Origin of the sequence: Desulfovibrio sp. ZJ369 (assembly GCF_011039085.1) — a bacterium.
Taxonomy (GTDB): domain Bacteria; phylum Desulfobacterota; class Desulfovibrionia; order Desulfovibrionales; family Desulfovibrionaceae; genus Desulfovibrio.
The window spans coordinates 1-23525 of sequence record NZ_JAAKEI010000005.1 but is presented as its reverse complement, the minus strand read 5'-3'; the positions used below and the strand labels follow the sequence as shown (position 1 = coordinate 23525).

The window sequence follows — 23525 nt, the reverse complement described above, 5'->3', positions numbered from 1 at the left end:
GGCCGGAAGCTTGGCTTTTGCAGGCAAACGGTTCGCGGTTTTGCGATCCCTCCCCTGAATGCAGGTGCACAATGGAGTTGTAACGGCGTGCGGGTCGCCTTTCTTCCGCAAGAAAAACATAAATTTCAGCAATCGGGGAAGGAGATTATTCATGCGTACTGTAATGGTGATGACCCTTGCGGCGTGCCTGCTGCTGGCAGGAGCGGCTTTTGCCGCCGATGACAATGCTGTGCCTGCGGCCAAGATCGGCGTGGTGGACATGCAGACCGTGGCCACCCAGAGCGAGCCTGCCCAGGCCGCCAAAAAGCAGATGGAATCCAAATACGGCAAGGAACGCCAGGACCTTGAAAAGCAGGGCGAAGCTCTGAAGAAAAAAGCTGAAGCCCTGAAAAATCCCAAGGCCAGCGAAGAAAAAAAGCTTGCATTCATCCGCGCCAAGCAGGAACTGGATCAAAAGACCCGCAATTTCCTGCGCAAGGTGGAACAGGACGAAGTGAAGCTGCGCCAGGACATGGTTACCCTCGTCTTCAGCGCCACCTATGAAGTGGCCCGTGCCAAGGGCTTCAATTTTGTGGTGGACGTTACTGCCGGCGGCGTGCTCTATGCCGATCAATCCATGGATCTGACCAAGGACGTATTGGCTGAAGTAAACAAGCTCTATAAAGCCAAAAAAACCGAAAAGAAGTAGGCGCAGCCTGCGTTGCAGTCCAGGCCTCTCGCCCCTGCGGGGCGAGAGGCCTGGACTGCAACGCATTACCCGTGAATTGCATGGGCAGGCACACAGGCCACGAAGGGAGCACAATGCAGGACGCGACCGTTGAACAATGCCTGAGCATGGATATACAGCGCATTTTACAGATCCTCCCCCACCGCTATCCCTTCCTGCTGGTGGACAGGGTGACGGAATGCGTGCCGGGCTCACACATCAAGGCATACAAGAATGTGAGCGTCAACGAGCCCTTTTTTCAGGGGCATTTTCCCGGCGTGCCGATCATGCCCGGCGTGCTGATTCTGGAAGCCCTGGCTCAGACCGGGGGCTTGCTGGCCTCTGCGAACCTCGACAGCCTTGACGACAAGCTCTTTCTGTTCACCGGCCTGGACGGCGTCAAGTTCCGCCGCCAGGTTGTGCCCGGCGATCGCCTGGATCTGGAATGCTCCAATCCGCGCATGAAGCTCAGGCTCTGCAAAATGGACGCGCGCGCTTTTGTCGACGGGAAATTGGCCGCGGAAGCGCAGATCACAGCCGCCATCGCCCCCAAGTCCGGAGCGTGAGCATGCGGGTGGCGCTGGTCCACTACTGGCTTGTGAATATGGGCGGCGGCGAGCGGGTGCTGGAAATGCTTTGCCGCATGTATCCGCAAGCCGACATTTTCACCCATGTGCTGGATCGCAAAGCCCTTACGCCGGTCATTGCGCGGCATAGCATCCGCACAACCTTCATCAACCGCCTGCCCGGCAGCCGCACGCTGTACCAGAGCTATCTGCCCCTCATGCCTCTGGCGCTGGAGCAGCTCGACCTCACGGGCTATGATCTGATCATTTCCAGCGAGTCCGGCCCGGCCAAGGGTGTGATCACCCGCGCGGACAGCCTGCATGTCTGCTACTGCCACACGCCCATGCGTTACCTGTGGGACAACTGGCCAGAGTATCTGAACTCGGCCGGTCCGCTGACCCGCCTGGGCATGCGCTTTCTGCTTCCGGGTTTGCGGCGCTGGGATCTCTTGAGCGCCTCCCGCGTGGATCACTTTGTGGCCAATTCCCGCACAGTGGCCCGGCGCATCCGCAAGCACTGGCGACGGGCTGCCAAGGTCGTTTATCCGCCTGTAAATATTGACTCTTTTACCATGCGTGCTTCCGGCAAAGGCGAGTTTTACCTCTGCCTCGGACGTCTGGCAGACTATAAAAGGGTAGATCTGGCGGTGAAAGCCTGTTCCCGCCTGAACCGGCCGCTGCTGGTGGCAGGCGAAGGCAAGGCGCGCAAAGCGCTGCAAGCCTGCGCCGGGCCCTGCGTCCGCTTTCTGGGGCGGCAGGACGACGCCGCCGTGGCGGCCTTGCTTACCCGCAGCCGCGCCCTGCTTTTCCCGGGCGAGGAAGACTTCGGCATTGTGCCGCTGGAAGCGGCGGCCTCGGGCGTGCCGGTGCTTGCCTACGGCCGCGGCGGCGCCACGGAAACGGTGCGCGAAAACAGCACCGGACTCTTTTTTGCCGAGCAGAGCGTGGAAGCTCTTGAAGAGGCTATCCTAGCGTTTGAACGCCGGGAAGCCGATTTTGATCCGGCAGAGATGCGCCGCCATGCCGAGGCTTTCAATGAAGCCCGCTTTATGCAGGAATTCGCGGCAGAAGTGGAGGCGGCAAAAACGGCGTTGTTGCAGAGCTGAGCCGATTCCCGCCCGCGCCAACAGTGTGCGATCCGGGGGACGCCGGGCATCGTCCCGGCTTGGGTTCTCCTCCAGCCTGTCTTTCAAAACGCAATGCCGGGCGACGCCGCTGTGGCGGCCTCCCCCGTAGCGCGGCCTCCCCTTCAATATGCGCCGTAGCCGCTGATAACCACGGGCACGGTCTTGCCCAGAATCCACAAATCCATCCAGACCGACCAGTTATTGATGTAATAATGGTCATAGGCCACCCGCTCGGCATAGCTCGTGTCGTTGCGGCCCGAAATCTGCCACAGGCCGGTGATGCCGGGCTTGACGCGGCAATACTCGTCATAGACCTGCCCGTACTTGGCCACTTCCGCGGCCACGATGGGCCGCGGCCCCACCAGGCTCATCTCGCCTGCAAGCACATTGAGCAATTGCGGCAGCTCATCCAGGCTGCTCTTGCGCAAAAAGGCTCCCATCCGGGTGATCCGCGGGTCATTTCTCAATTTATGATCCCGCTCCCATTCCTCGCGCAGGGCCGGGTCAGCCGCAAGGCAGGCCCGCAGGGCAGCGTCGGCATCAGCCACCATGGTCCTGAATTTATAAATATTGAGGTGGGAGCCCCCCTGGCCGATGCGCTTTTGCTTGTAAAAAACGGGGCCCGGACTGTCCAGCCGGATGCACAGCGCCAGAACCAGCCCCACGGGCAGCAGGATTGTGGCGGCCAGAGCGCAGATCACAAGATCAATGCAGCGCTTCAAGCGCAGGCGTCGCTTGTCGTGCAGGTTCTGACGCACCAGCAGACCCACGACATTGCCGAGATCGCGCGGCGTCAGCCAACGGGCCCTGAAGTCGTCGTCAAAGGCAGGCACAACCAGAATGTCGCTAAAGTATGCACTGGCTTCCGTGATATAATCCAGAGGCTGCGGCCCCATGTGATGATGAATCAGGATCATGGCCCCGGGATGCAGTTTGGCGGCAGTGGCCAGCAGGCGGCGCAGACCGGGCAGATCCTGGGGCAGAGCGAAAATATCCACCGGCATGAGCCCGTGCTCCGGGTGACGTTTGAGATGACGCCAGAGTTCGCGCCCGGTATCGTTGCGATCCAGGATGATCAGCGGCCTGCCCCACCAGCGGCTTTTGGCGAAACGACGGCGGCAAAGCCCGCGCATAATCGGCAGAGTAAGGACTGTGGCGGCCCAACTGCCCGCAATCACCAGGCGGGAATAGACGCCGCCGGCCTGGGCCAGAAAAAGCACGACCAGAATCAAACTGTAGGTCAGGCTTGTGAGCAGAAACAGAGCTTTCAGCTCTCTTTGCGGCGGGAGGCTGATGCTTTGATAAATGCCGAAGCTGCTCCCCAGCACCGGCCCCAGCAGGAGCAGGGGCAACACCCATTTATACAGGGCGGGATCAAGGCCGCCGTACGCCGCGCGCAGCAAAAAAACCAGCAGCGCGGTTCCCAGGAGCGCCACCAAATCAAAAAAACAAAGCAGTGTCTTTTGCGGCGAAAGCCCGACCCGGCGGAGCAGACTGATGAGCAGGGGCATCTGAGACATGCTGGACCTGGACGCGCAGGGCGTCAACATGTTGTAAAATTTTTGCCTTACAGCAGACAACATGCATCTGTAAACAAGTTTACAGATGCAACAGAGCACGATCGCGCTCTGCCTGCACGCATAACTGCAGCGACTGTTGTTGCTGCGGGATGGGCTTCCGATACACTCAGATCTATGCAAAATACGATACGCTTTCACGCCGCCAAGCGCAAGGGCCATGCCTTGGGCAACGCGCTCTTGCGTCGCCGCGGCGCTTCTGGTAGAGATAACCCTGTTTTGCCGGGAATAGTGGCCCGCAGGCGAGCCGGCCAAAGCCGTTCAGCATTTGGCGACCTGTAGACCTGCGCCCTGCCCCGGCATCCGGTTCTGTCAGTTCCGTCTTTTTTTTGAGGGAGAAATTCACATGAAAAAAGTCTTTGTCTGCGCTCTGCTGGTCAGTTTGCTGGCCGCCGTGCCCGCCTTTGCCAAAAAGAGCTATGTCAACGGCATTGATCCCAACTATCCGCCCTTTGCCTATGTTGACGAAAAAACCGGCCAGCCCGCAGGCTTCGATGTGGACGCCCTGAACTGGATCGCCAAAACCATGAACGTGCAGATCAGCCACAAACCCATGGCCTGGGACGGCATCATCCCGGCCCTGATGGGCAAACAGATCGACATGGTATGCTCGGGCATGAGCATCACGCCGGAGCGCGCCAAAATGGTGGATTTTTCCAATCCTTACTGGACTGTTTCGCGCGTTTTCCTGGTGTCGGCCGACTCCAAACTGACGCCCAGGGACATTCTGAGCCAGAAAATCAAACTGGGCGTGCAACGCGGCACCTCGGAGGCCAATGCCATCAAGCAGGAACAGGCGAAGAAAGGCTACGGATTCGAGCTGCGCTTCTACGAGTCGGCTCCGCTGGCCGTGGAAGATCTGCTCAATGGCCGCATCCAGGCCGCGCTGATGGATGAACTGCCCGCTGACGACGCCATTTCCAAGGGCGCGGCTGTGAAAAAGGCCGGCGTGCACGGCGCGCCGGATCAGTTCGGCGTGGCCATCCGCAAGGGCGACAAGGAATTGCGCGCCATTCTGGATGAAGGCTATCGCAAGCTCATGGCCGATCCGTACTGGCAGGAGCTGCAAAAGAAGTATCTGCACAAGTAGCCCGGCGTCACAGGCGCAGCTAGAGCATTTTCACTTTGAAAATGCTCTGCTGACGCGAAAGCGGCAGCCGCCGCAACGCGGCGTACATTCAGGCGAAAACCGCGTTTTTCGCCTGAATGCCACCTTTGACTTTCATAAAAAGTCAAAGGTAATCTGCTCTAAGTTTGTTCCGCCGCGTTGATGAACCCGGCCCAGGAAGCTGACGGCATCAGGCGCGTAGCGGCCGGGCCGGGTTCACCGGCCTGGCGACAGGCCGCTTGTGATCGGGAGCGGCAAATGCCGTATGCGCTTTTTCACATCCCGGCGGCACTGCCGGCCCAGGCCCTGGCGTGGGAGCAGCCGCGCGTCCCTTGTGCCGCGCGCCCGGCGGGCGCTGCCCCGCTTTCCGGCCGCGCGGCATAAGCCCTTGCAAAGTATCTGCCTATGCACGCACTGAACGATGTTCTTCTTGCTCTGCCCTCCATCCTGGCCGGGAGCTTTGTGACCATCGGGAATGTGGGCATCTCACTGGCTATGGGGCTTGTTCTGGGCGTGCCCCTGGCCGTGGGCCAGGTCTATGGCGGCCCCTGGCTGCGGCGGCTGGCCGCGACCTACGTCTGGTTTTTCCGCGGCGTGCCCATCCTGGTGCTGCTCTTTCTCTGTTACGGCCTGTGCATCAGCCTGGGCCTGAGCGTGAACCCCTTTGCGATCTGTTGTCTTGTGCTGGGCGCAACCAGCACGGCGTACCAGTCCCAGATTTTCCGGGGGGCCATTGAAAGTCTGCCCCAGGGCCAGCTTAAGGCGGCGCGCGCCCTGGGCATGCGGGACGTTACGGCCATCCGCTGCATTATTCTGCCGCAGGCCCTGCGTCTTTCGATTCCGGGCTGGGCCAACGAATTTTCCATTTTGCTCAAGGACTCGGCCATCTGCTATGTGCTGGGCACCCAGGACATCATGGCCCGCGCCAATTTTGCGGCCGCGCGCACGCACGAGCATCTGGCGTTCTTTGCCGCGGCGGGCCTGATCTATTTCGTGCTGACCCTGGCGGTGCTCCATTTGCTGCGCCGTCTGGAAAAAAAGCTGCATGTGCCGGGCTATTCCACGGGAATGGGCATGGAAGGCATGGGCGCGGGATAAGCCATGAGAGCGGAAGACAAAGTGGTATTGCAGGTCCAAGGCATTTCCAAGACCCTGGGCGGCAAGCCCATCCTGGATAATTGCTCGCTCAGCGTGCGGCGCGGCGAGCTCAAGGTGCTGATCGGCCCATCAGGCGCGGGCAAGAGCACGCTCTTACAGTGCATCGACTGCCTGATCCCCCCGGACAGCGGGCAAATCTGGCTGGACGGCGAACTCCTGGAGAGCGGCGACAGGAAAAAACTCTGCGAATTTCGCGCCCATGTAGGCATGATCTTCCAGGATTTCAACCTCTTCGATCATCTGACCGCCGAAGAGAATGTGGCCATTGCCTTGCGCAAGGTGCGCGGCATGTCCCGCAGGGAAGCCAAAGCCCGCGCCCTGGAGGAACTGGGCCGCGTGGGCCTGGCGCGGCGCGCCCCGCTCTACCCGGCGCAGCTCTCGGGCGGGCAGAAACAGCGCGTGGCCATTGCCAGGGCCCTGGCCATGGACCCCAAGGTGATTTTGCTGGATGAACCCACCTCGGCTCTTGACCCCGAACTGGTGGGCGAGGTGCTTGCCGTGATCCGCGATCTGGCGAGCGGCGGCATGACCATGCTCATGGCCACGCACCAGATGGATTTTGCGCGTGCCCTGGCCACGGAGATTCTGTTCATGGAGCACGGCAGGCTCATTGAGCAGGGCGCGCCGGAAGTTCTGCTGGCCGAGGGCTCTGCCACCCGCACCCGCGATTTTTGCGCCCGTCTTCTGGAGATGGGAGCTTAGAGCATTTTCTCTTTGAAAATGCTCTGCTGACGCGAAAGCGGCAGCCGCCGCAACGCGGCGTACATTCAGGCGAAAACCGCGTTTTTCGCCTGAATGCCACCTTTGACTTTCATAAAAAGTCAAAGGTAATCTGCTCTAGGAGGGGGCATGCTGGATACGGCCTTTTTCAGCCATGCGCTGCTGCCCGCGCTCAACAAGGGCCTTCTGGTTTCCCTGGCGCTGATCATCCCGGCCGGGAGCCTGGGCTTTGTGGGCGGGGTGCTGCTCGGCTGCGCGCGCGTTTTCGGGCCGCGCTGGCTGCGCCGCCTGGGCGACTGGTACACGGCCCTGCTGCGCGGCGTGCCCCTGGCCGTGCAACTGATGATGATCTATTACGCCCTGCCCAAGCTGGGCATTTATTTCGCGCCCTACGGCGCGGCCCTGACTTCCTTCATTCTCTGCACCGCGGCATACCAGTCGGAATATATCCGGGGGGCCCTGCTTTCCATCCGCCAGGGCCAGATCCGCGCGGCCCAGGCCCTTGGCTTCAGCACTCTGCAAACAGTGGTCTGGATCGTCATTCCCCAGGCGGCCCGGCGGGCCCTGCCCGGTTGCGGCAACGAAATCATTTATCTGATCAAATACAGTTCCCTGGCCTATCTGGTGACCTGCATGGAACTGATGGGCGAAGGCAAGGTGGTGGCTTCGGACACCTTTCGCTTTACCGAGGTTTTCCTGACTGTGGGAGCCTATTATCTGATCATGGTGACCCTGGCTTCCTGGCTTTTGCGCTGGCTGGAACAGCGCTTCCATGTGCCGGGATTCGGCGCGCGCTGACCTGGAGCATTTTGCTTTTGAAATTATTCAATTTCAAAAGCGGCGCTCTGCGCTGCACAGCAGCGCCAGAGGCATCACAAGCCCTGCTGCCCCAGCTCGGCCTTGAGCCAGGCCTTGATCCCGGGCGTGGGCTCGCTGATGCCGCGCCACTGGCCGTGCGCCCGGCGGAAATCTTCCAGCAGATCCTGGGGCAGGGGCACGACAATCAGATCCTCGGCGCGCTCGGAATTGCGGCGCACCAGCCGGATGACCGGCGGATCGTTCCAACTGTCCACCACAAAATACTGCGCCACGTCGTCTTTGGAGCGCACCGGCGGGTATTCCGAATGCCAGTCGTTGTTGCCCCATTCCAGATACATGGTTACCGCATGTTCGGGCGTGAGATTCCAGTCTATATCGTACAAGGCAAAGTCTTTGAGGCTCGGCACGGCTGACTCCTTTTCAAAAGCCGGGGCTTATCCGGCATGTATCCGACAAGGCAACGGCTATGCTGTGAAAAAACAGCACGCCGCAGGCCATGCGGGCCCTGGAGGCAAGATGTTTTTCGCGGCGCTTCCCACTGAATCAGAGCGTTTTGCTAATGAAATTAGTTAGAGCAATTTCACTTTGAAATTGCTCTGGCGGCCGCGGGAGCGGACGCCCGCGCCGAATGAGCGTCCAGACCGCGTTCTGGACGCGAAATGATGGCAGCGCCGCTTTTGAAATTGAATAATTTCAAAAGCAAAATGCTCTAGAACAGATTACCTTTGACTTTCATAAAAAGTCAAAGGGAATCTGTTCTAGTCCTTGCGCATGCGTTCCTTCAACTGCCGCTGCATCTCGCGCTCGGCCTCGGCCTGCTGGGCGCGGCGGGCGTTTTCCGCTTCGGCCATGCGCTGCTTGCGAATGCGCTCCAGGCGCATCTGCTGCGCTTTTTCGCGCTGGCTGCGGGCCTGCTCCAGAAGTTTTTCGCGCTTGCGGTCAAAGACCAGGGTGGTGCGCAGGGCGGCCAGGCCCAGAGCAATCATGGTGACAATCAGGCTCAGAACCTTCTGGATGGACCATTGGTTCTCGCCGAGCAGTTCCTTGAGCCAGCCCAGGTAGAGGCTTTCGCCCCAGAAGACCACAATGGGTATGCCGATAAAGCAGAACAAGAGGCCCACTGTCTCCACCCAGAAGAAGGTCTTGCCCATAGTCATAGCAAAAAGCGTGCCGTCCCGCACCATGCGCAGGAACTGAAGGCGCTTTTTCAGGTTGCGCAACAGGGCGGCCAGCCTGGGCATGGAGGCCTGCGCGCGCTGGAAGATCTCGGCCTCGTTGAAGTTGCAGGCAAAGGCCCAGTTGATGATCCCCGCGCTTTCATTGAAATCGCTGCTGAACTCGCGCAGCACCGAAGGGAAGGGAAACCAGGAAGCCTCATCGCGTATTTCCTGCAGCACGTCCAGATAATACTTGTAGCGGTTGCGCAGGTCTTCGACTTCGCGCTCAATGCTCTCATCCAGCTCTTTTTCCAGAATCGGACGCTCTTCCACCACCTGCAAAAAGGCAATGTAGTTGTTGACGTTGCTCAGGGCTTCCAGTTTGCGGATTTTATGCCCGATCTGCATCTGCACCGGATGATCCTCGGAAAACCAGGCGCTCAGGCGGGCCTCCAGGGCATTGATTTTGACGCGTTCCTCTTCGGCGTTTTTTTTGGCCTCCTCCCAGAGATCGTACAGGGAGGAAAGGATCAGCAGGCGGCCGCGCTCCAGGGCCGGATCAATGAGAATGCGGTTGAAATAGGCGGGTTCCTCGCGCACCAGTTTGACGATCTGCTCCAGAACCTGCTCGGCAAAGCCCATTTTGACCCGGCAGACAATGCCCCTGTACTGCACGTCCCGCCATTGGGGCATGACCCGCAAGACCTGGGCATACTGCTCAATGGCCGGGCCGAACTGCCCCTGTTCCTCGGCCAGTCGGGCAAGCAGGTATTCGTTCCAGGCCTGCAACGTGGGCGCGGGGGTCAGGCTTGCCGCTTCGCGGAAACAGGCCGCGGCATGGCTGAAGTCGTTTTTTTCGATCAGCAGAAAAGCCCGCACCATGCGCAGACGCGGATCGCGCTGATGCCGGGCAATGGCCTGCTTCAGCTTTGTTTCCAGATCCGGCAGATCGTCCGGCGCGGTCTGGGCAAGCCGATCCAGCAGATCCCAGGCCGGGCTGTCGTCGCGCGTGGGCTTTTCCTCATCCGGGTCCGGCTCGCGCATACGGTAGAGCCAATGCCTGGGCACATTGCGCAACTGGCTCGGACTGTTGAGATCCAGCACGGCCTGCAGCAGCACGGCGGCATCGTCCTCGCCTTCCAGCAACTCCTCATAACCGTCCACGCCCTTGCGGTCGAGCACCATCTCGATCTGGCGAAAACCCTCGTTGATCTTTTCCAGATCCATGCCCGCCATTTCATCCCAAAGCTCGGCACGGCTGGGGAAATAGGTGCGCGTGGGGCATTCGGCGGCCGTGTGGGTGTGGATGCCGCAGTAAAAGCAACCCGCGCCCCCGGCAGTGCCGCCGCTGAGCTGGGCGGCCATCAACAGGGGAATGGAGCGGCCGCTGATGCTGTTTTCATCCAGCAGGACGTTGCACCAACTGTCCATGCTGGTTTGCTCGCCGGTGAAGCGCAGATCCCGCACCGTGAAGCCCTCGCCCAGCAAATAGGCGTTGCGGTAGCTCATGTACGGGAAATCCGGCATCAGATTGTCCCATTGCAGGCCAATCTTCTTGGGCAGGTCGGTGTTGAAATTGAGGTTGTTGCGATCGGCCACCACGCAGACGCAGGGCCAGTAATCGCCGGGGTCGTTGTTCTGCTTGTCGAAACTGTGCAGATAGTCGCGCAGAAAGGTGCGCAGCATCAGCAGGTTGTCCACGGCCACGATGACAAAGGTTTCGTGCACGATGGACTTGATTTTGTGCTTCTGCAACAAGGCCTCAATGCGCTTGAACATGGAGCTCCAGCCGCTCTGAAAAGCTTTGTCCAGAGGGCTGCCCAGGGGATGCAGCAGCGCGAACCAGGCCTGGGTGGAGGAGTACGGCATACGCACATCCACCACAATGGTGGCCCAGTCCACCGAGCACATGCCCTGGCGGCCGGGCTGAGGCTCAAAGGCAATGCCCGGCAGGGCGTTTTTGCCCTCCCGGCTTTTGGGGTGCACCCAGACCTCGAAGGTGTCGCGCACAAGCATTTCCTGGGCGCACAGCGCGCCGTCCAGCAAAAGGCTGGCCTCCCGCTTGCCGCCCAGTTGCAGACGGCCGGGAAAAAGCTCAATGCTCACGGCGAGCTCATTGAAATTGCCCCAGACCATCAGCCGGGCCAGCGCCAGGAACACGTCGTCGGTAAAAAAGAACCAGAGCGCCTGCTCATGCTCCTCGCCCACCAGCATGCCGCCGTAGTTGAGCAGGGTCTGGTTGACGGCCGGCGTGAGCCTGGCATGCCAGCAGACCCAGAGCACATGGCCCATCGTGCTCATGCGCACATCTTTGCTCTCGGGCAGGCGAGAGAGGAGCTGGGATAGCTGAGCCATGCACAAAATCCTTTATGAGGGCGCAAAACACATGTATACTGTCACTGCGGCCCTGTTCAAAAACGCAGCAACCAAGGCGGGTCTCATGGATATTACCAAAACTCTTCAGGAACTTAAAGCCCGCCCCGGCTTTGCGGAGCATGTGGGCATGACGCTTGTGCACAACGGGGTGGTGCGCGCCTGGTCCCGCAAGGATCATGCGCCGGTGAGCGCGGTGCGCGTGCGCCATGACGAGGCCAGAATGCGCGCCATCTGCCGCGAAATGGAGCAGCGCCCGGGCATTTTCGCCATTCTGGCCGAGGCCCGCGAAGGCCTGCTCAAACCCGGCGACGACCTGCTCTTTCTGGTGGTGGCCGGGGATATCCGCGAAAATGTCAAAGCCGTCTTTGCCGAGCTTTTGGATCGGATCAAATCCGAAGCCGTGATCAAGCAGGAATACCACGAGGCCTGAGCAAGGCAGCGGCCGTCTTCCTTCTCCCTGTATCGGACAATTCCGGTAAAAATTAAGGCAAAGGCTCCCGGCTGCTGCGGCAGGAGCCGGGGACGGCGGCTGTCAGGGCAGGCAATTCCCCTGCGCTTGCCGGTAGTTACGCTTCAAAACAAAGAAACGATACGAAAATCGCTTCCGCTCTTAAGCGACGCAACGGATTGCCGACAGGAGAGACATCCAACCGGACATGCGGCTTTTTGGCTGCTTTTGCCGCCTGCACGGGCCGCACAATTTTTTCATGTGCATCTATTTATATGAAATATATAGATTTTATATAATTTGCGCACGGCGCTTTGAAGGCCGCAACGCCTGGGATGGAGGCAGGACTTTGCGTGCAGAGACAAGAGGGATTCACCTTTGAGATGATTTTTCTTAAAAATTCAGTTTACTGTCACATGGTTGAGAAAGAAATTTCACTCTAGCAGTGTATCCTTTCAGACAGAGGAGGTTTGACATCTTTTCGCAACACACAACTATTTCATAAAGGGGAAAGCATGAGGCTCTCAATCCGGAACAAACTCCTGGTTCCCAGCCTTACGGCCCTTGTTGTTCTGATCCTGTGCAGCACCCTGCTGGTTGCCGGCATGATCGCCGACCAGCTGGAGGAGAACTTCACGCAGGAACTGGAGGTGAGCAACAACATTCTGTTCAAGGGCGTGAGCAACGCCGCCGTCACCTATAAGGACAGCGTGCGGGCCATGGCGACCACGAGCCAGCTGCGCCCTCTGAGCAACATTCTGAGCGGGGGCCGGGCCGGGATCGACCCCTCCGAGGTGGCCGCCACGGTCGACCCCGCCGAGGTGGCCGCGGCCACGCAAATGGCTCAGGATGCTCTTGAGGGTTTCGCCAGCCTGTATGCCACCTTCCCGGTGGTCAACATTGCCGGGCCCGACGGCCTGGTCGTCGCGGGCAGCAACAAGGAAGCCATCGGCAAAGTCAATATCGGCAAGCGCGCCTATTTTCAGGCATCCATGCAGGGTGAAACGGTTATCTCCTCGCCACTCGTGAGCATGGGCACCCGCGACAAGGCCCTGGTGATCTCCACGCCCCTGCTCGACCTCGCCGGCAAACCGGCCGGCGTCCTCTACGCTATTCTGCCCTGCGCCACAGTGGTGAAGAACACCATTGAAGGCGCGCGCATCGGCAAAACCGGCTTTGCCTATATTATAGACAACGAGGGCCTGATGCTGGCCCATCCCAACGCCAAACTGATCCAGGAATTCGACGCCCGAAAGGTGGACTGGGGACGGCAGGTGCTGGCTTCGCCCGAGGGCGCCTTGCGCTATACCACCAGTGCCGGCGTGGAGCGGATGCTCAATTTCCGGCTGGATCCTGAATCCGGCTGGATCACCGTCACCTGCATGGATATTTCGGAAATTGAGGAGGCCACGGCCTTTATCCGCAATATAGCTCTGGGCATCATGCTGGCCGGGGCGGCTCTCGTGGGTCTGATTATCTTTCTGGTCATGCGGCCCATTATCCGCGACCTGCTGCAGAGCGTCAATTATGCCAAGGCCGTGGCCGACGGCAATCTGGACAGCAAACTCACCGTGACCCGCACTGATGAACTGGGCACGCTTTGCGACGCCTTGCGCAGCATGGTGGATCATCTCAAGGAAATGATCGACGCAGCCCGGCGCGAGTCGGAAAACGCCAAGGAGCAGTCCGCCAAGGCTCAGGAAGCCATGCTGGAGGCCGAAGCCGCCAGCAGGCAGGCCCAGGCCAAAACCGAAGCCATGCTCATAGCAGCCGACAAGCTGGAACAGGTGGGCAGTGTCGTCTCCTCGGCCTCCACCCAGCTTTCGGCCCAGATTGAGCAGTCGGATCGCGGCGCGGCCGAATCCGCCACCCGCCTTGCCGAAGCGGCCACGGCCATGAACGAAATGAACGCCACCGTGCAGGAAGTGGCCAAAAACGCGGGTTCGGCCTCCCAGGCTTCGGCCGAAACCAAGCAGAAGGCCGAAGCCGGGGCCCAGGTGGTGGAACAGGCCGTACACAGCATCGAGCAGGTGCATCAGCTCTCCCTGGAACTCAAGGAAGACATGGCCCAGCTCAATGAACATGCCCAGGACATCACCCGTATCATGGGCGTTATCTCGGATATTGCGGATCAGACCAACCTGCTGGCCCTGAACGCGGCCATTGAGGCCGCCCGCGCGGGCGAAGCCGGGCGCGGCTTTGCCGTGGTGGCCGACGAAGTGCGCAAGCTGGCTGAAAAAACCATGGCCTCCACCAACGATGTGGGCAACGCCATCAAGGCCATCCAGGAAAGCACGGCCAAGAGCATGACCGGGATGGACAACGCGGTGCAGCGCATTGGCGAGGCCACGGCACTGGCCGGACAGTCGGGCGCGGCCCTGCAGGCAATCGTGGCCACCGTGGAAGCCACGGCGGATCAGGTCAATGCCATTGCCGCGGCCAGCGAGGAGCAGTCCGCGGCCAGCGAGGAGATCAACCAGTCCATCGTGCAGGTCAACGACATGTCCCGCCAGACCGCCGAAGCCATGGCCGAAGCATCCAAGGCCGTGTCGGAGCTGGCCGCCCAGGCCCAGGGCCTGACCGCGCTCATTCAGGATTTGAAGGCAGACTAGTACCAGATCGCTTCGCCGAAAAGCGCGGTTTTCGGCTCGCTCGCGCCGCCTGCGGCGGCGCGCCGGACTTTCGCCCGGCGACCGGTACTCTGTAACGCGGAACGTTACGGGGTGCTGGCCGCCATACCATTTGCGAACCTGGACAGCACGCGCCTCTTTTGAAGAGCCGGGCGGCAACGCCCGGCTTCCTTTTTCCCTGAACGGCGCGACCGCGCATTGCAAAGCATGGCATTATGGCTTATTTTAGAGCGGTTTGCTGTTGAAAACGGCAACCGCTCTGGCGGCCGCGGGAGCGGACGCCCGCGCCGAATGAGCCTGAAAACCACGCTTTTCAGGCGACATGATGGCAGCGCCGCTTTTGAAATTGAATAATTTCAAAAGCAAAATGCTCTAGTAAGATATAAAGGGCGGGTTTCAAGCTCGCGCCGTGTCCGCGGCCCGGCTGCGACAGACTGCCGTCCGGGCGGAATAGTGCCTGGAACGCCGCGCCTGATTCGCCCGTATGAAATTGTCGTTCTCCCTGCCTGCGATCCGCCTGACGCCTCTTCTTTGGCGACGGCGTTAGTGTTCCGGGCATGTTCCGTTATTTCAAAAGAGTATTCTGCCGCACTGCAAACGCGCCCCGTGTGCATCAGAGGAGCACAGATGTTCGCTTTTCTTTTTAAAAAAATCTTCGGCAGCAAGAATGAGCGCTATCTGCGCCGCCTTCGTCCGCAGGTGCAGCGCATCAATGCCCTGGAGCCGGAGATGCAGGAATTGGCTGATGCGGATTTCGCGGCCCGCATCGCCCGGTATAAAAAAGACGTGCAGGAGGGAGGCAAAAGCCTGGACAGTCTGCTGCCTGAGGTCTTTGCCCTGGTGCGGGAGGCTTCGCGCCGGGTGCTGGGCATGCGCCATTATGACGTGCAGCTGGTCGGCGGCATAGTCCTGCACAAGGGTAAAATCGCGGAAATGAAGACCGGCGAAGGCAAAACCCTGGTGGCCACCCTGGCTGTGGCCCTGAACGCCCTGGCCGGCAAGGGCGTGCATGTGGTCACGGTCAACGATTATCTGGCGTCGCGCGACGCGGCCTGGATGGGCAGGCTTTACTCCTTCCTGGGCCTGAGCACGGGCGTCATCGTGCACGACATGGACGACGAGGAGCGCAAGGCCGCCTACAATGCGGACATCACCTACGGCACCAACAACGAATTCGGCTTTGACTATCTGCGCGACAATATGAAGTTTTACGCGCAGCAGCTCGTGCAGCGCGGCCACAACTTCGCCATTGTGGACGAAGTGGACTCCATCCTGATCGACGAAGCACGCACGCCGCTGATCATCTCCGGCGCGTCCGAGGAGTCCGTGGGCATGTACCGCATGGTGGACGACATTGTGCGCCAACTCACGCCGGAGCATTACACCATTGACGAAAAAGCCCGTACCGCCATGCTCACGGATGCGGGCGTGGCCCGCTGCGAAGAATTGCTGCGCGTGGACAATCTCTTTGACCCGGCCAACATCACGGCCCAGCATCATGTTTTGCAGGCCCTCAAGGCCCATCAGGTCTTCAAGCGCGACGTGGATTACATCGTGCAGGACGACCAGGTGGTCATCGTGGACGAATTCACCGGCCGCCTGATGGCCGGGCGCCGTTATTCCGACGGGCTGCATCAGGCTCTGGAGGCCAAGGAACATGTGACCGTCGCCGCGGAAAATCAAACCCTGGCTTCCATCACGTTTCAGAACTACTTCCGCCTGTACGACAAACTTTCGGGCATGACCGGCACGGCCGATACCGAAGCCGTGGAATTCCAGCAGATCTACAACCTGGAAGTCATTTCCATCCCGCCGAACAAGCCCATGATCCGCAAGGATTACCCGGATCTCATCTACCGCAGCCGCCAGGAGAAGTTCGACGCCATTGTGCAGGCCATCGCGGATCTGCACAAGGAGCGGCAGCCCGTGCTGGTGGGTACCATTTCCATCGAAACCTCGGAGATGCTCTCCCAACGCCTGAGCAAGCTGGGCATTCCGCACAATGTGCTCAACGCCAAGCAGCATGAAAAGGAAGCGGAAATCGTGGCCCAGGCCGGGCAGCCGGGCAAAGTGACCATTGCCACCAATATGGCCGGGCGCGGCACGGACATTGTGCTCGGCGAGGGCGTGGTGGATCTGGGCGGCCTGCATATCCTGGGCACCGAGCGCCATGAGAGCCGCCGCATCGACAACCAGTTGCGCGGCCGCGCCGGCCGCCAGGGCGATCCCGGCTCCTCGCGTTTCTACCTTTCCCTGGAAGACGATCTGATGCGTTTGTTCGGCTCGGATCGGATCAAGGGGCTCATGGAAAAGCTCGGTCTGCGCGATGGGGAAGCCATAGAAAACGCCATGGTCACCCGCGCCGTGGAAGGCGCGCAAAAGCGCGTGGAAGCTCACCATTTTGAAATCCGCAAAACCCTGCTGGATTACGACAATGTCATGAACCAGCAACGCGAGGTGATTTATGCCTTGCGGCGCGAGCTTATGGTGGAGCAGGATCTTGAGCCGGTGCTGGAAGAATTCATGAGCGACGTGCTGGACGACGCCTACGGCCCGCTGGCCAACGCCTCGCCCGACGCCGTGGAAGACGCGCGCCAGACCGCTCTGGCCCGGCTGCGCGAGGTCTTCAACCTGGATCGCGTGCTTCCCGAAAACGCGCCCCTGCCTGAGCGCGAAGAGTGCGAAAAGCTGGTGCGCGGTATTCTGAGCGATTTGCAGCGTGAGGCCGGGGATAGCGCCAGGGAAATTCAACGCTACTTTTTGCTCGAAGAGCTGGACCGCTGCTGGAAGGAACACTTGCGCAACATGGACGCCCTGCGCGACGGCATCGGCCTGCGCGGCTACGGCCAGAAAGATCCGAAGCTGGAGTACAAGCGCGAAGGCTTTGAGATGTTCCAGGCAATGCTCTTCCAGATCCGGGAGAGCGTGTTCCGCGCTCTGACCCGCGTGCGCGTGCAGCAGGTCAGCCCGGAAGAGGAAGCGGCCCGCGCCGCGGCCGAACAGGAAGCTCTGGCCAGGGAATTCCGGCACAGGGAAGAAGCCCGCCAGCTTTCCTACTCAGGCGGCGGCGAGTCCGAAAGCGCTCCGGCCAAAGGCAGACCGGCCAAGGCCGCGCCGCGCGTGGGCCGCAATGATCCCTGCCCCTGCGGCAGCGGCAAGAAATACAAAAAATGCTGCGGCCGGAAGGCATGACCTCTCGTGACGCGCTGATCCCGGCCCGGACCTGCTGAAAGGAGCCGCTCGGCAAAGAAGGAAAAAAGCCTTCCGGCATGGGCCATGTGGCAAGAACTCAGCACGGCAGGCCCTGCGCCCGCCGCCGCGCCTCCAGAGCTTCGAGCACCTCCAGGCGTATCCGCAGGCCGCCGCGCCCCACGCCCAGGCAGATGCCCGGCTTGTTGCCGCCATGATAGTCCGACCCGCCGCTGAGGCCCAGGCCGAAGCGTTTGGCCAGAGCGAGGCAGGCGCGCACGTCTGCTTCGGAATGCTCGCTGTGCCATGCCTCAACAGCCGTGAGCCCATATCCGGCCAGCCGGCCGGTAAAGTCTTCCAGCCAGCCCCGGGGGTATTTTTGCAGCATGGGATGCGCCAGACAGACCGTGGCCCCCAGTCGGGCCAGCAGGCGCACGGCCGTTTCAGGCTCCAGCACCTCTTTGGGCACAAAGGCCTTGCCGTGCGAGCCGAGATAGTCCACGAACGCCTGCCGCAAGTCCTTCACATAGCCCTTGCGCAGCAGAACTTCCGCGATATGCGGCCGCCCCACGCTTTCGCCCTGGGCGACCTCGCGCACGTCTTCCAGACTGATCGCAAGCCCGAGGCCGCGCAGCCTGTCCACAATCCGGGCGTTGCGCTCGGCCCGCTTGCGGCGAAGTTGCACGAGCTGATCCTGCAGGGATTGCGCCTCGCGGGGCAGCCACAGCCCCAGAATATGCACTTCGCCGTGCTCTGTGCCCGTGGAAAGCTCGCAGCCCCGTATCACCCTGATCCCCAGAGCCCGGCCGGTCTCCTCGGCTTCTTCCAGACCTGAGAGCGTGTCGTGATCCGTCACGGCCAGCGCGGCCAGAGCGGCGGCATGCGCCTTCTTCACCAGGGCCGAAGGGCTGTCCGTGCCGTCAGAGGCATGGGTGTGGGTATGCAGGTCGATCAATTTCATGCGCTTTTTCCATCTCTAGAGTATTTTTTGATTGAACATATTCATTTTCAATCAAAAAATACTCTAAGGGTGAATCCCTCCCGGCACAAGCGCCCCTTGAATCCGGGCCCGCATCGGGCTATGTTGCCTCCTGCCTGATGTACGGCAAGGGAAAAATATGAGCATCAACACTGAAGAATTATTGCAGATCCTGGCCTGCCCGCGCTGTCTGGGCTCCTTGGCGGCCCTGGGCCGCGATGGCCAGACCACGGGTTTTGCCTGCACAGCCTGTGAGGTGGTTTATCCGGTGCGGGAGGAAATCCCGATCATGCTGGTGGAAGAAGCCGTGCCCCGCGCCAAATGGAACAGCGAGCACCCGGAAGACGCGCCAGACGGCGGAGAGCAACGCTGATGCGCCTGCTCATCGCTTCGGATCTGCACGGTTCTCTGGAAAGCCTGCGCTTTCTGCGTCGCCGCGCCGAGGCTCTCAAGCCCGACCTGCTGGTGCTGCTGGGGGATCTGGTCTACCACGGCCCGCGCAATCCCCTGCCCTCCGCGTACGACACGCGCGCGGTGCTGGAAGAAACGACCGCGCTCACGGCTTTTCCGCTTACTGCCGTGCGCGGTAACTGCGACGCCGAGGTGGATCTGGCCCTGCTGCCCTTTCCCCTGGCGGAACATGCCTGGATCAACGCGGACGGCCTGCGGATCTTCGCCAGTCACGGCCATCACCTGCCGGAACAGCCGCCCCTGCCCCGCATACAGCCGGGCAGCGTGATCCTGCGCGGGCACACCCATGTTCCCCGTGGGGAAACCCTGGACGGCCTGCACTTCTGGAATCCCGGCTCGCTCTCCCTGCCCAAGGGAGGCTCGCCCCGCAGCTACGGGCTTTGCGAGGGCGGCGTATTCCGGGTGCTGGACATGCAGGGGCGGGAAGTGTTGCGCCACGCTCCGCAAGACTGAACCGATCCGCGCCGCGCTTTTTTTCTTCCTGCCCTTCCCTTTTCGCGCTGTGAGTTATTTTCCTGGCGGGGGAAGCCGTCTTGCCGCGGCCTGCGTTTTGCCTCCACGTCCCGACCCGGCTCCTGGTGAAGGCCGAAGCCGGACCAATGGACAGAAATATGAAAGCCTTGTTTGCGCTTGCCCCCGGAATCCGCCTGCTTCTCGCCTCAAGCTCACCGCGCCGCAGGCAGTTTCTGGAAGAATGGGGTCTGCCCTTTGTCCCGGCCCGACCGGATAAGGCGGAACCGCATCCCGAACCCGGCGAGGAACCGCGGCAGTACGCCGTGCGCGCGGCAGAGGCCAAGGCTCTGGCCGTGGCCCGCCAACCGGCCTGTGCCGACGCCCTGGTGCTGGCCGCGGACACTGTGGTGGCCCTTGAGGGCGACATCCTGGGCAAGCCGCGGGATCAGGCCCACGCGCTGCGCATGCTTGAGCGGCTTTCCGGCCGCAGCCATGAGGTGATCAGCGCGGTTTGCCTGGTCTTGCCGCAGGGCAGAACGCCAGCCCCCGCGGCGGACGCGGAAAGACCCAAAGCCGAAGCCGCGCCGCCGGGCCGTCTCGCGGCAGACCTTGCCCCGCACATGCGGACGGCAAGCGGCGGCCGTTGCCGCCTGAGCTTCAGCGATACGAGCCGGGTCTTTTTTCACCCCTGGCCAGGTACAGTGCTGCGTGCCTATGTGCGCACCCATGAGCCTGACGACAAGGCCGGGGCCTACGCCATTCAAGGTCAGGGCGCCTTTTTGGTGGAACGGGTGGAAGGCTCCTGGAGCACAGTGGTGGGCCTGCCGGTCACGGCTCTGGCGCGGATTTTACTGGATCAGGGCCTGATGCTGCCCGTTCACGCCTGCAAAACGCTCTGAGATGCCTGCCCACGCGCTTTGCGCGCAAAAAAAAGAGAAAAAAAATTTTTGCAGCTCTTGTGATTTATTTCTCTTTACAAATCCCCTGCAAAAAAGCCCGCAGCCCCCATGCGGCAGCATGCCGACGGCAGATTGCGCTTTTCCGCACAGCAATGACTGAAAGCCCAAACAGCTTCAGAACGCTTGACGACGATTGAGAATCTCTTTACTCCGGTATCATGGCTACCGTGCCGACTCTCTTTCGTTAACGTTTTGCACAGGTGGGAGGGCCAGATCATGTCCCAGGAACGGATCACCACATTGTTGACTGAGAAACGCAGCTATCTGCCGCCGGAGCACGGCAAATCCTCGGCCTGGATCTGCGGCCAGGAGGAGTACGACGCGCTGTGCCGCCGGGCTCTGGACGATCCCAATGACTTTTGGGGGGCGCGCGCTTCGCAGTTGATACATTGGTTCAAACGCTGGGACAAGGTTCTTGATGCCGATGAGGAACATCACAAGTACAGATGGTTTACCGGCGCAAAGCTCAACGCGGCCTTCAATTGCATTGATCGCCATCTGATCTCCGGCCGCCGCAACAAAGCGGCCCTGATCTGGCAGGGCGAAAAAGAGATGGATGTCCGTTGCTACACATATCAGATGCTGTATACCGAAGTCTGCCGCGTGGCCCACGCTCTGAGCTCCCTGCGCATCCGCAAGGGGGATCATGTGGCGCTGTACATGCCCATGATCCCGGAGCTGGCCATTGCCATGCTGGCCTGCGCGCGCATCGGGGCCATTCACACCACCATTTTTTCGGGCTACGCCGAGGGCGGCGTGCGCAGCCGCATCCAGGGTTCCAAGGCCAGGGTGGTGATCACTGCCGACGCGGCGGTGCGCGCGGGAAAATTCAAACCCCTGAAGGCCAATCTGGATCCCATTCTGGAAAAATGCCCTTCTGTGGCCCACGTTGTCGTGGTCAGCCATGCCGGGCTGGACAATGTGAACATGCAGACCAACCGGGATGTCTGGTGGCATGATCTGCTTGATGATTTCACGCTCAACCCGGATTTTCCCTGCGAGCCCATGGACGCCAACGACACGCTCTTTCTGCTGCACACCAGCGGCAGCACGGGCAAGCCTACGGGCATCATGCATTCCACGGGCGGCTACCTGACCTATGCGGCCCACACGACCCAATGGTGCTTCGACATGCGCGACGACGATGTGTACTGGTGCACGGCCGACACAGGCTGGATCACCGGCCACACCTACGGCATTTACGGGCCGCTGTCCCTGGGCGCGACAACCGTGATGTTCGAGGGCGTGCCCACCTGGCCCAAACCCGACCGCTACTGGCGCATTGTGGAAAAATTCCTGGTCAATATTTTCTATACCGCGCCCACGGTGATCCGTTCCCTGATGCGGCTGGGCGAGGCCTGGGCCGAGCGTTATGATCTGCGCAGCCTGCGTATTCTGGGTTCTGTGGGCGAGCCGATCAATCCCGAGGCCTGGCAGTGGTACCACAAGAACATCGGCGACAGCGAGCTGCCCATTGTGGACACCTGGTGGCAGACCGAAACCGGCGGGGCCATGATCAGCCCCATGCCCTACGCCACCAAGCTTAAGCCCGGCTCGGCCGCCAGGCCTCTGCCCGGCATTGACGCCGCGGTCGTGGGAGCGGCCGGACGCGACGGCGAGGCGGCCGAAGAAGGCTGCAAAGCCGGGCATCTGGTGATCCGCCGCCCCTGGCCGGGCATGATGCTCGGTGTCTTCAATGACGAGGAAAAATATCAGTCCTATTTCAAACGCTTCGGCTGTTACGAATCCGGCGACGGCGCGGAAATTGATCAGGACGGCTACTTCTGGATTCTGGGGCGCATTGACGATTCCATCAATGTTTCCGGCCACCGGCTCTCAACAGCGGAAATCGAGGCCGTGCTGGCCGCCTGCCCAGAAGTGGGCGAAGCCGCGGTGGTGCCCATGCCGCACAGCCTTAAGGGCGAAGCCATTTACGCCTATGTGGTGACCCGCGACGAAGTGCCCTGGAGCGCGGATTTGCGCAAAAAACTGCGCGACACGGTGCGCCGCGACATCGGGGCCCTGGCCAGCCCGGAATACATTCAGTTTGTGGAGGCCATGCCCAAAACCACTTCGGGCAAAATCATCCGCCGCATGCTGCGCAAAATCGCAAGCGACGTCTCTGAGGATCTCGGCGACACCACGGCTCTGGCCGATCCCGACGTGCTGGACGCGATCATTGCCGGCCACCGGAATCTTTTACAGGGCCGGCACGAAACCGCCCCCCTGCCTGGCGAGGAAGCAGGCGCGGCCGCCACGAAAGCCTGACACTCTCTTGCAGGCCAGAAAAGGCGCGGGCCGCGGCATTCATCGGCGGCCCGCGCCTTTCAGCCCCGGACACCGGCAACGCTGCGGCGCGCCGCATTGCGCGCGGCATCAGAGCATGTGCGAGGCAACGCGCTGACATCCGCAAAAAACAACAATTTGAAATTGACTTTCTTTTCTCTTGACGCATTTTGTAAAGCAGGGCATAGTTCGCAGCACGTCAGGTATATTTCCGGCACGACGTCCGTCAGATGTCGCCCCCTGCGGATCACGGAAAGTTCCGCGCCGCAGGACGTCGTGCCGGATCGATAGAGCGTTTTGCTCATGAAATGAGCTAAACCGCTCTAGTGTCTTGCGTTCCACATTCCAGCCGGCATACGCGCCGCAAAAAGGAAGCGCCATGAGCCAGATCGTCAATCTTCGCCAGATGCAGATCGGTCAGCAGGGGAAAATCGCCGCCGTGGAAGCCCTGGGAGAAATGGGCCGCCGCATCCGCGACATGGGCCTGATACCGGGCACGGCAGTTTCCGTTGTGGGTCGCGCCCCGCTCAAGGATCCGGTGGCATTGCGCCTTTCCGGCGTCACGATCTCGCTGCGCAACAGCGAAGCGGATTTCATCAAGGTGGATCTCTCCGGCGCAAATTGAAAATATCCATTTTCAATCAAAAAATGCTCTAAAGGCAAAAAGCTCTAGTGTTGCGTCAAACTTGAAAAGGCATAAAAAAGGACTTATCTTTTTCCTCAAATGGGAGAAGATATGCCAAAAATTTTATATAGGGTGACCCTCACACAGGAAGAACGCACTGAACTTGAAAGT

The 23525-nt window shown here is 60.7% G+C and carries 19 protein-coding genes; 15 read left to right on the top strand and 4 right to left on the bottom strand.

The features are described 5' to 3' along the window. Positions 1-151 precede the first annotated feature (151 nt). The 3 genes from G7Y51_RS02605 (at position 152) to G7Y51_RS02595 (ending at position 2378) form a co-directional block, all read left to right on the top strand. On the top strand, positions 152-688 hold the full coding sequence (locus tag G7Y51_RS02605) for an OmpH family outer membrane protein (RefSeq protein ID WP_165174858.1): 537 nt from the start codon (positions 152-154) through the stop codon (positions 686-688). 113 nt (positions 689-801) lie between these two features. Beyond that, positions 802-1272, top strand: a complete 471-nt coding sequence (fabZ, locus tag G7Y51_RS02600; protein ID WP_165174924.1) for a 3-hydroxyacyl-ACP dehydratase FabZ — start codon at positions 802-804, stop codon at positions 1270-1272. 2 nt (positions 1273-1274) lie between these two features. Then, complete coding sequence (locus G7Y51_RS02595) at positions 1275-2378, top strand: glycosyltransferase (RefSeq protein ID WP_165174857.1); 1104 nt, start codon at positions 1275-1277, stop codon at positions 2376-2378. A gap of 143 nt (positions 2379-2521) precedes the next feature. Here G7Y51_RS02595 and wbaP read toward each other — a convergent pair whose 3' ends face one another. Next, complete coding sequence (gene wbaP / locus G7Y51_RS02590) at positions 2522-3919, bottom strand: undecaprenyl-phosphate galactose phosphotransferase WbaP (protein ID WP_165174856.1); 1398 nt, start codon at positions 3917-3919, stop codon at positions 2522-2524. A 403-nt stretch (positions 3920-4322) separates the two neighbouring features. Between wbaP and G7Y51_RS02585 the strand changes: the two genes are divergently transcribed. The 4 genes from G7Y51_RS02585 (at position 4323) to G7Y51_RS02570 (ending at position 7760) form a co-directional block, all read left to right on the top strand. Then, positions 4323-5066 (top strand): ABC transporter substrate-binding protein, encoded by a 744-nt coding sequence (locus G7Y51_RS02585; protein ID WP_165174855.1) that lies wholly within the window; start codon positions 4323-4325, stop codon positions 5064-5066. A gap of 423 nt (positions 5067-5489) precedes the next feature. After that, positions 5490-6182, top strand: a complete 693-nt coding sequence (locus tag G7Y51_RS02580) for an amino acid ABC transporter permease (protein WP_165068170.1) — start codon at positions 5490-5492, stop codon at positions 6180-6182. Between the two features lie 3 nt (positions 6183-6185). Then, the gene (locus tag G7Y51_RS02575) at positions 6186-6944 is read left to right on the top strand and encodes an amino acid ABC transporter ATP-binding protein (protein WP_165174854.1); all 759 of its coding nucleotides are present in this window, start codon (positions 6186-6188) and stop codon (positions 6942-6944) included. Between the two features lie 147 nt (positions 6945-7091). After that, on the top strand, positions 7092-7760 hold the full coding sequence (locus tag G7Y51_RS02570; protein WP_165174853.1) for an amino acid ABC transporter permease: 669 nt from the start codon (positions 7092-7094) through the stop codon (positions 7758-7760). A 74-nt stretch (positions 7761-7834) separates the two neighbouring features. Here G7Y51_RS02570 and G7Y51_RS02565 read toward each other — a convergent pair whose 3' ends face one another. Then, on the bottom strand, positions 7835-8188 hold the full coding sequence (locus G7Y51_RS02565) for a DVU0772 family protein (RefSeq protein ID WP_165174852.1): 354 nt from the start codon (positions 8186-8188) through the stop codon (positions 7835-7837). Between the two features lie 351 nt (positions 8189-8539). Beyond that, complete coding sequence (locus G7Y51_RS02560) at positions 8540-11293, bottom strand: hypothetical protein (RefSeq protein WP_165174851.1); 2754 nt, start codon at positions 11291-11293, stop codon at positions 8540-8542. An 85-nt stretch (positions 11294-11378) separates the two neighbouring features. Between G7Y51_RS02560 and G7Y51_RS02555 the strand changes: the two genes are divergently transcribed. From G7Y51_RS02555 to secA, 3 genes are all read left to right on the top strand, one after another. Beyond that, complete coding sequence (locus tag G7Y51_RS02555; protein ID WP_165174923.1) at positions 11379-11744, top strand: molybdenum cofactor biosynthesis protein MoaE; 366 nt, start codon at positions 11379-11381, stop codon at positions 11742-11744. A 533-nt stretch (positions 11745-12277) separates the two neighbouring features. After that, the gene (locus tag G7Y51_RS02550; protein WP_165174850.1) at positions 12278-14374 is read left to right on the top strand and encodes a methyl-accepting chemotaxis protein; all 2097 of its coding nucleotides are present in this window, start codon (positions 12278-12280) and stop codon (positions 14372-14374) included. 645 nt (positions 14375-15019) lie between these two features. Further along, positions 15020-17584, top strand: a complete 2565-nt coding sequence (gene secA, locus G7Y51_RS02540; protein WP_165174848.1) for a preprotein translocase subunit SecA — start codon at positions 15020-15022, stop codon at positions 17582-17584. A gap of 97 nt (positions 17585-17681) precedes the next feature. On the opposite strand, the gene G7Y51_RS02535 is transcribed toward secA, so the two are convergent. Next, positions 17682-18542 carry a PHP domain-containing protein gene (locus G7Y51_RS02535; protein WP_165174847.1) on the bottom strand — a complete coding sequence of 287 codons (861 nt, stop codon included), beginning with the start codon at positions 18540-18542 and terminating at the stop codon, positions 17682-17684. A gap of 157 nt (positions 18543-18699) precedes the next feature. On the opposite strand from G7Y51_RS02535, the gene G7Y51_RS02530 reads away from it, so the two are divergent. From G7Y51_RS02530 to G7Y51_RS02510, 5 genes are all read left to right on the top strand, one after another. Further along, on the top strand, positions 18700-18933 hold the full coding sequence (locus tag G7Y51_RS02530; protein ID WP_165174846.1) for a Trm112 family protein: 234 nt from the start codon (positions 18700-18702) through the stop codon (positions 18931-18933). Continuing rightward, a complete protein-coding gene (gene yfcE, locus G7Y51_RS02525; protein ID WP_165174845.1) occupies positions 18933-19484 on the top strand; it encodes a phosphodiesterase in 552 nt (183 codons plus the stop codon). The genes G7Y51_RS02530 and yfcE overlap by 1 nt, the downstream gene beginning before the upstream one ends. Positions 19485-19642: 158 nt before the next feature. Then, positions 19643-20383, top strand: a complete 741-nt coding sequence (locus G7Y51_RS02520) for a Maf family protein (RefSeq protein ID WP_165174844.1) — start codon at positions 19643-19645, stop codon at positions 20381-20383. A 276-nt stretch (positions 20384-20659) separates the two neighbouring features. Further along, on the top strand, positions 20660-22711 hold the full coding sequence (gene acs, locus G7Y51_RS02515) for an acetate--CoA ligase (RefSeq protein ID WP_165174843.1): 2052 nt from the start codon (positions 20660-20662) through the stop codon (positions 22709-22711). A 397-nt stretch (positions 22712-23108) separates the two neighbouring features. After that, positions 23109-23354, top strand: a complete 246-nt coding sequence (locus tag G7Y51_RS02510; RefSeq protein ID WP_165071152.1) for a FeoA family protein — start codon at positions 23109-23111, stop codon at positions 23352-23354. The last annotated feature ends 171 nt before the right edge of the window (positions 23355-23525 follow it).

Excerpts from the sequence above, each read along its gene's own strand:
- secA (WP_165174848.1), top strand. The coding sequence starts at position 15,020 with ATGTTCGCTTTTCTTTTTAAAAAAATCTTCGGCAGCAAGAATGAGCGC.
- G7Y51_RS02555 (WP_165174923.1), top strand. The coding sequence starts at position 11,379 with ATGGATATTACCAAAACTCTTCAGGAACTTAAAGCCCGCCCCGGCTTT.
- G7Y51_RS02595 (WP_165174857.1), top strand. The coding sequence starts at position 1,275 with ATGCGGGTGGCGCTGGTCCACTACTGGCTTGTGAATATGGGCGGCGGC.
- G7Y51_RS02535 (WP_165174847.1), bottom strand. The coding sequence starts at position 18,542 with ATGAAATTGATCGACCTGCATACCCACACCCATGCCTCTGACGGCACG.
- G7Y51_RS02605 (WP_165174858.1), top strand. The coding sequence starts at position 152 with ATGCGTACTGTAATGGTGATGACCCTTGCGGCGTGCCTGCTGCTGGCA.
- G7Y51_RS02580 (WP_165068170.1), top strand. The coding sequence starts at position 5,490 with ATGCACGCACTGAACGATGTTCTTCTTGCTCTGCCCTCCATCCTGGCC.
- acs (WP_165174843.1), top strand. The coding sequence starts at position 20,660 with ATGTCCCAGGAACGGATCACCACATTGTTGACTGAGAAACGCAGCTAT.
- G7Y51_RS02530 (WP_165174846.1), top strand. The coding sequence starts at position 18,700 with ATGAGCATCAACACTGAAGAATTATTGCAGATCCTGGCCTGCCCGCGC.
- G7Y51_RS02560 (WP_165174851.1), bottom strand. The coding sequence starts at position 11,293 with ATGGCTCAGCTATCCCAGCTCCTCTCTCGCCTGCCCGAGAGCAAAGAT.
- wbaP (WP_165174856.1), bottom strand. The coding sequence starts at position 3,919 with ATGTCTCAGATGCCCCTGCTCATCAGTCTGCTCCGCCGGGTCGGGCTT.
- G7Y51_RS02585 (WP_165174855.1), top strand. The coding sequence starts at position 4,323 with ATGAAAAAAGTCTTTGTCTGCGCTCTGCTGGTCAGTTTGCTGGCCGCC.
- G7Y51_RS02550 (WP_165174850.1), top strand. The coding sequence starts at position 12,278 with ATGAGGCTCTCAATCCGGAACAAACTCCTGGTTCCCAGCCTTACGGCC.
- G7Y51_RS02570 (WP_165174853.1), top strand. The coding sequence starts at position 7,092 with ATGCTGGATACGGCCTTTTTCAGCCATGCGCTGCTGCCCGCGCTCAAC.
- yfcE (WP_165174845.1), top strand. The coding sequence starts at position 18,933 with ATGCGCCTGCTCATCGCTTCGGATCTGCACGGTTCTCTGGAAAGCCTG.
- G7Y51_RS02575 (WP_165174854.1), top strand. The coding sequence starts at position 6,186 with ATGAGAGCGGAAGACAAAGTGGTATTGCAGGTCCAAGGCATTTCCAAG.
- fabZ (WP_165174924.1), top strand. The coding sequence starts at position 802 with ATGCAGGACGCGACCGTTGAACAATGCCTGAGCATGGATATACAGCGC.
- G7Y51_RS02520 (WP_165174844.1), top strand. The coding sequence starts at position 19,643 with ATGAAAGCCTTGTTTGCGCTTGCCCCCGGAATCCGCCTGCTTCTCGCC.
- G7Y51_RS02510 (WP_165071152.1), top strand. The coding sequence starts at position 23,109 with ATGAGCCAGATCGTCAATCTTCGCCAGATGCAGATCGGTCAGCAGGGG.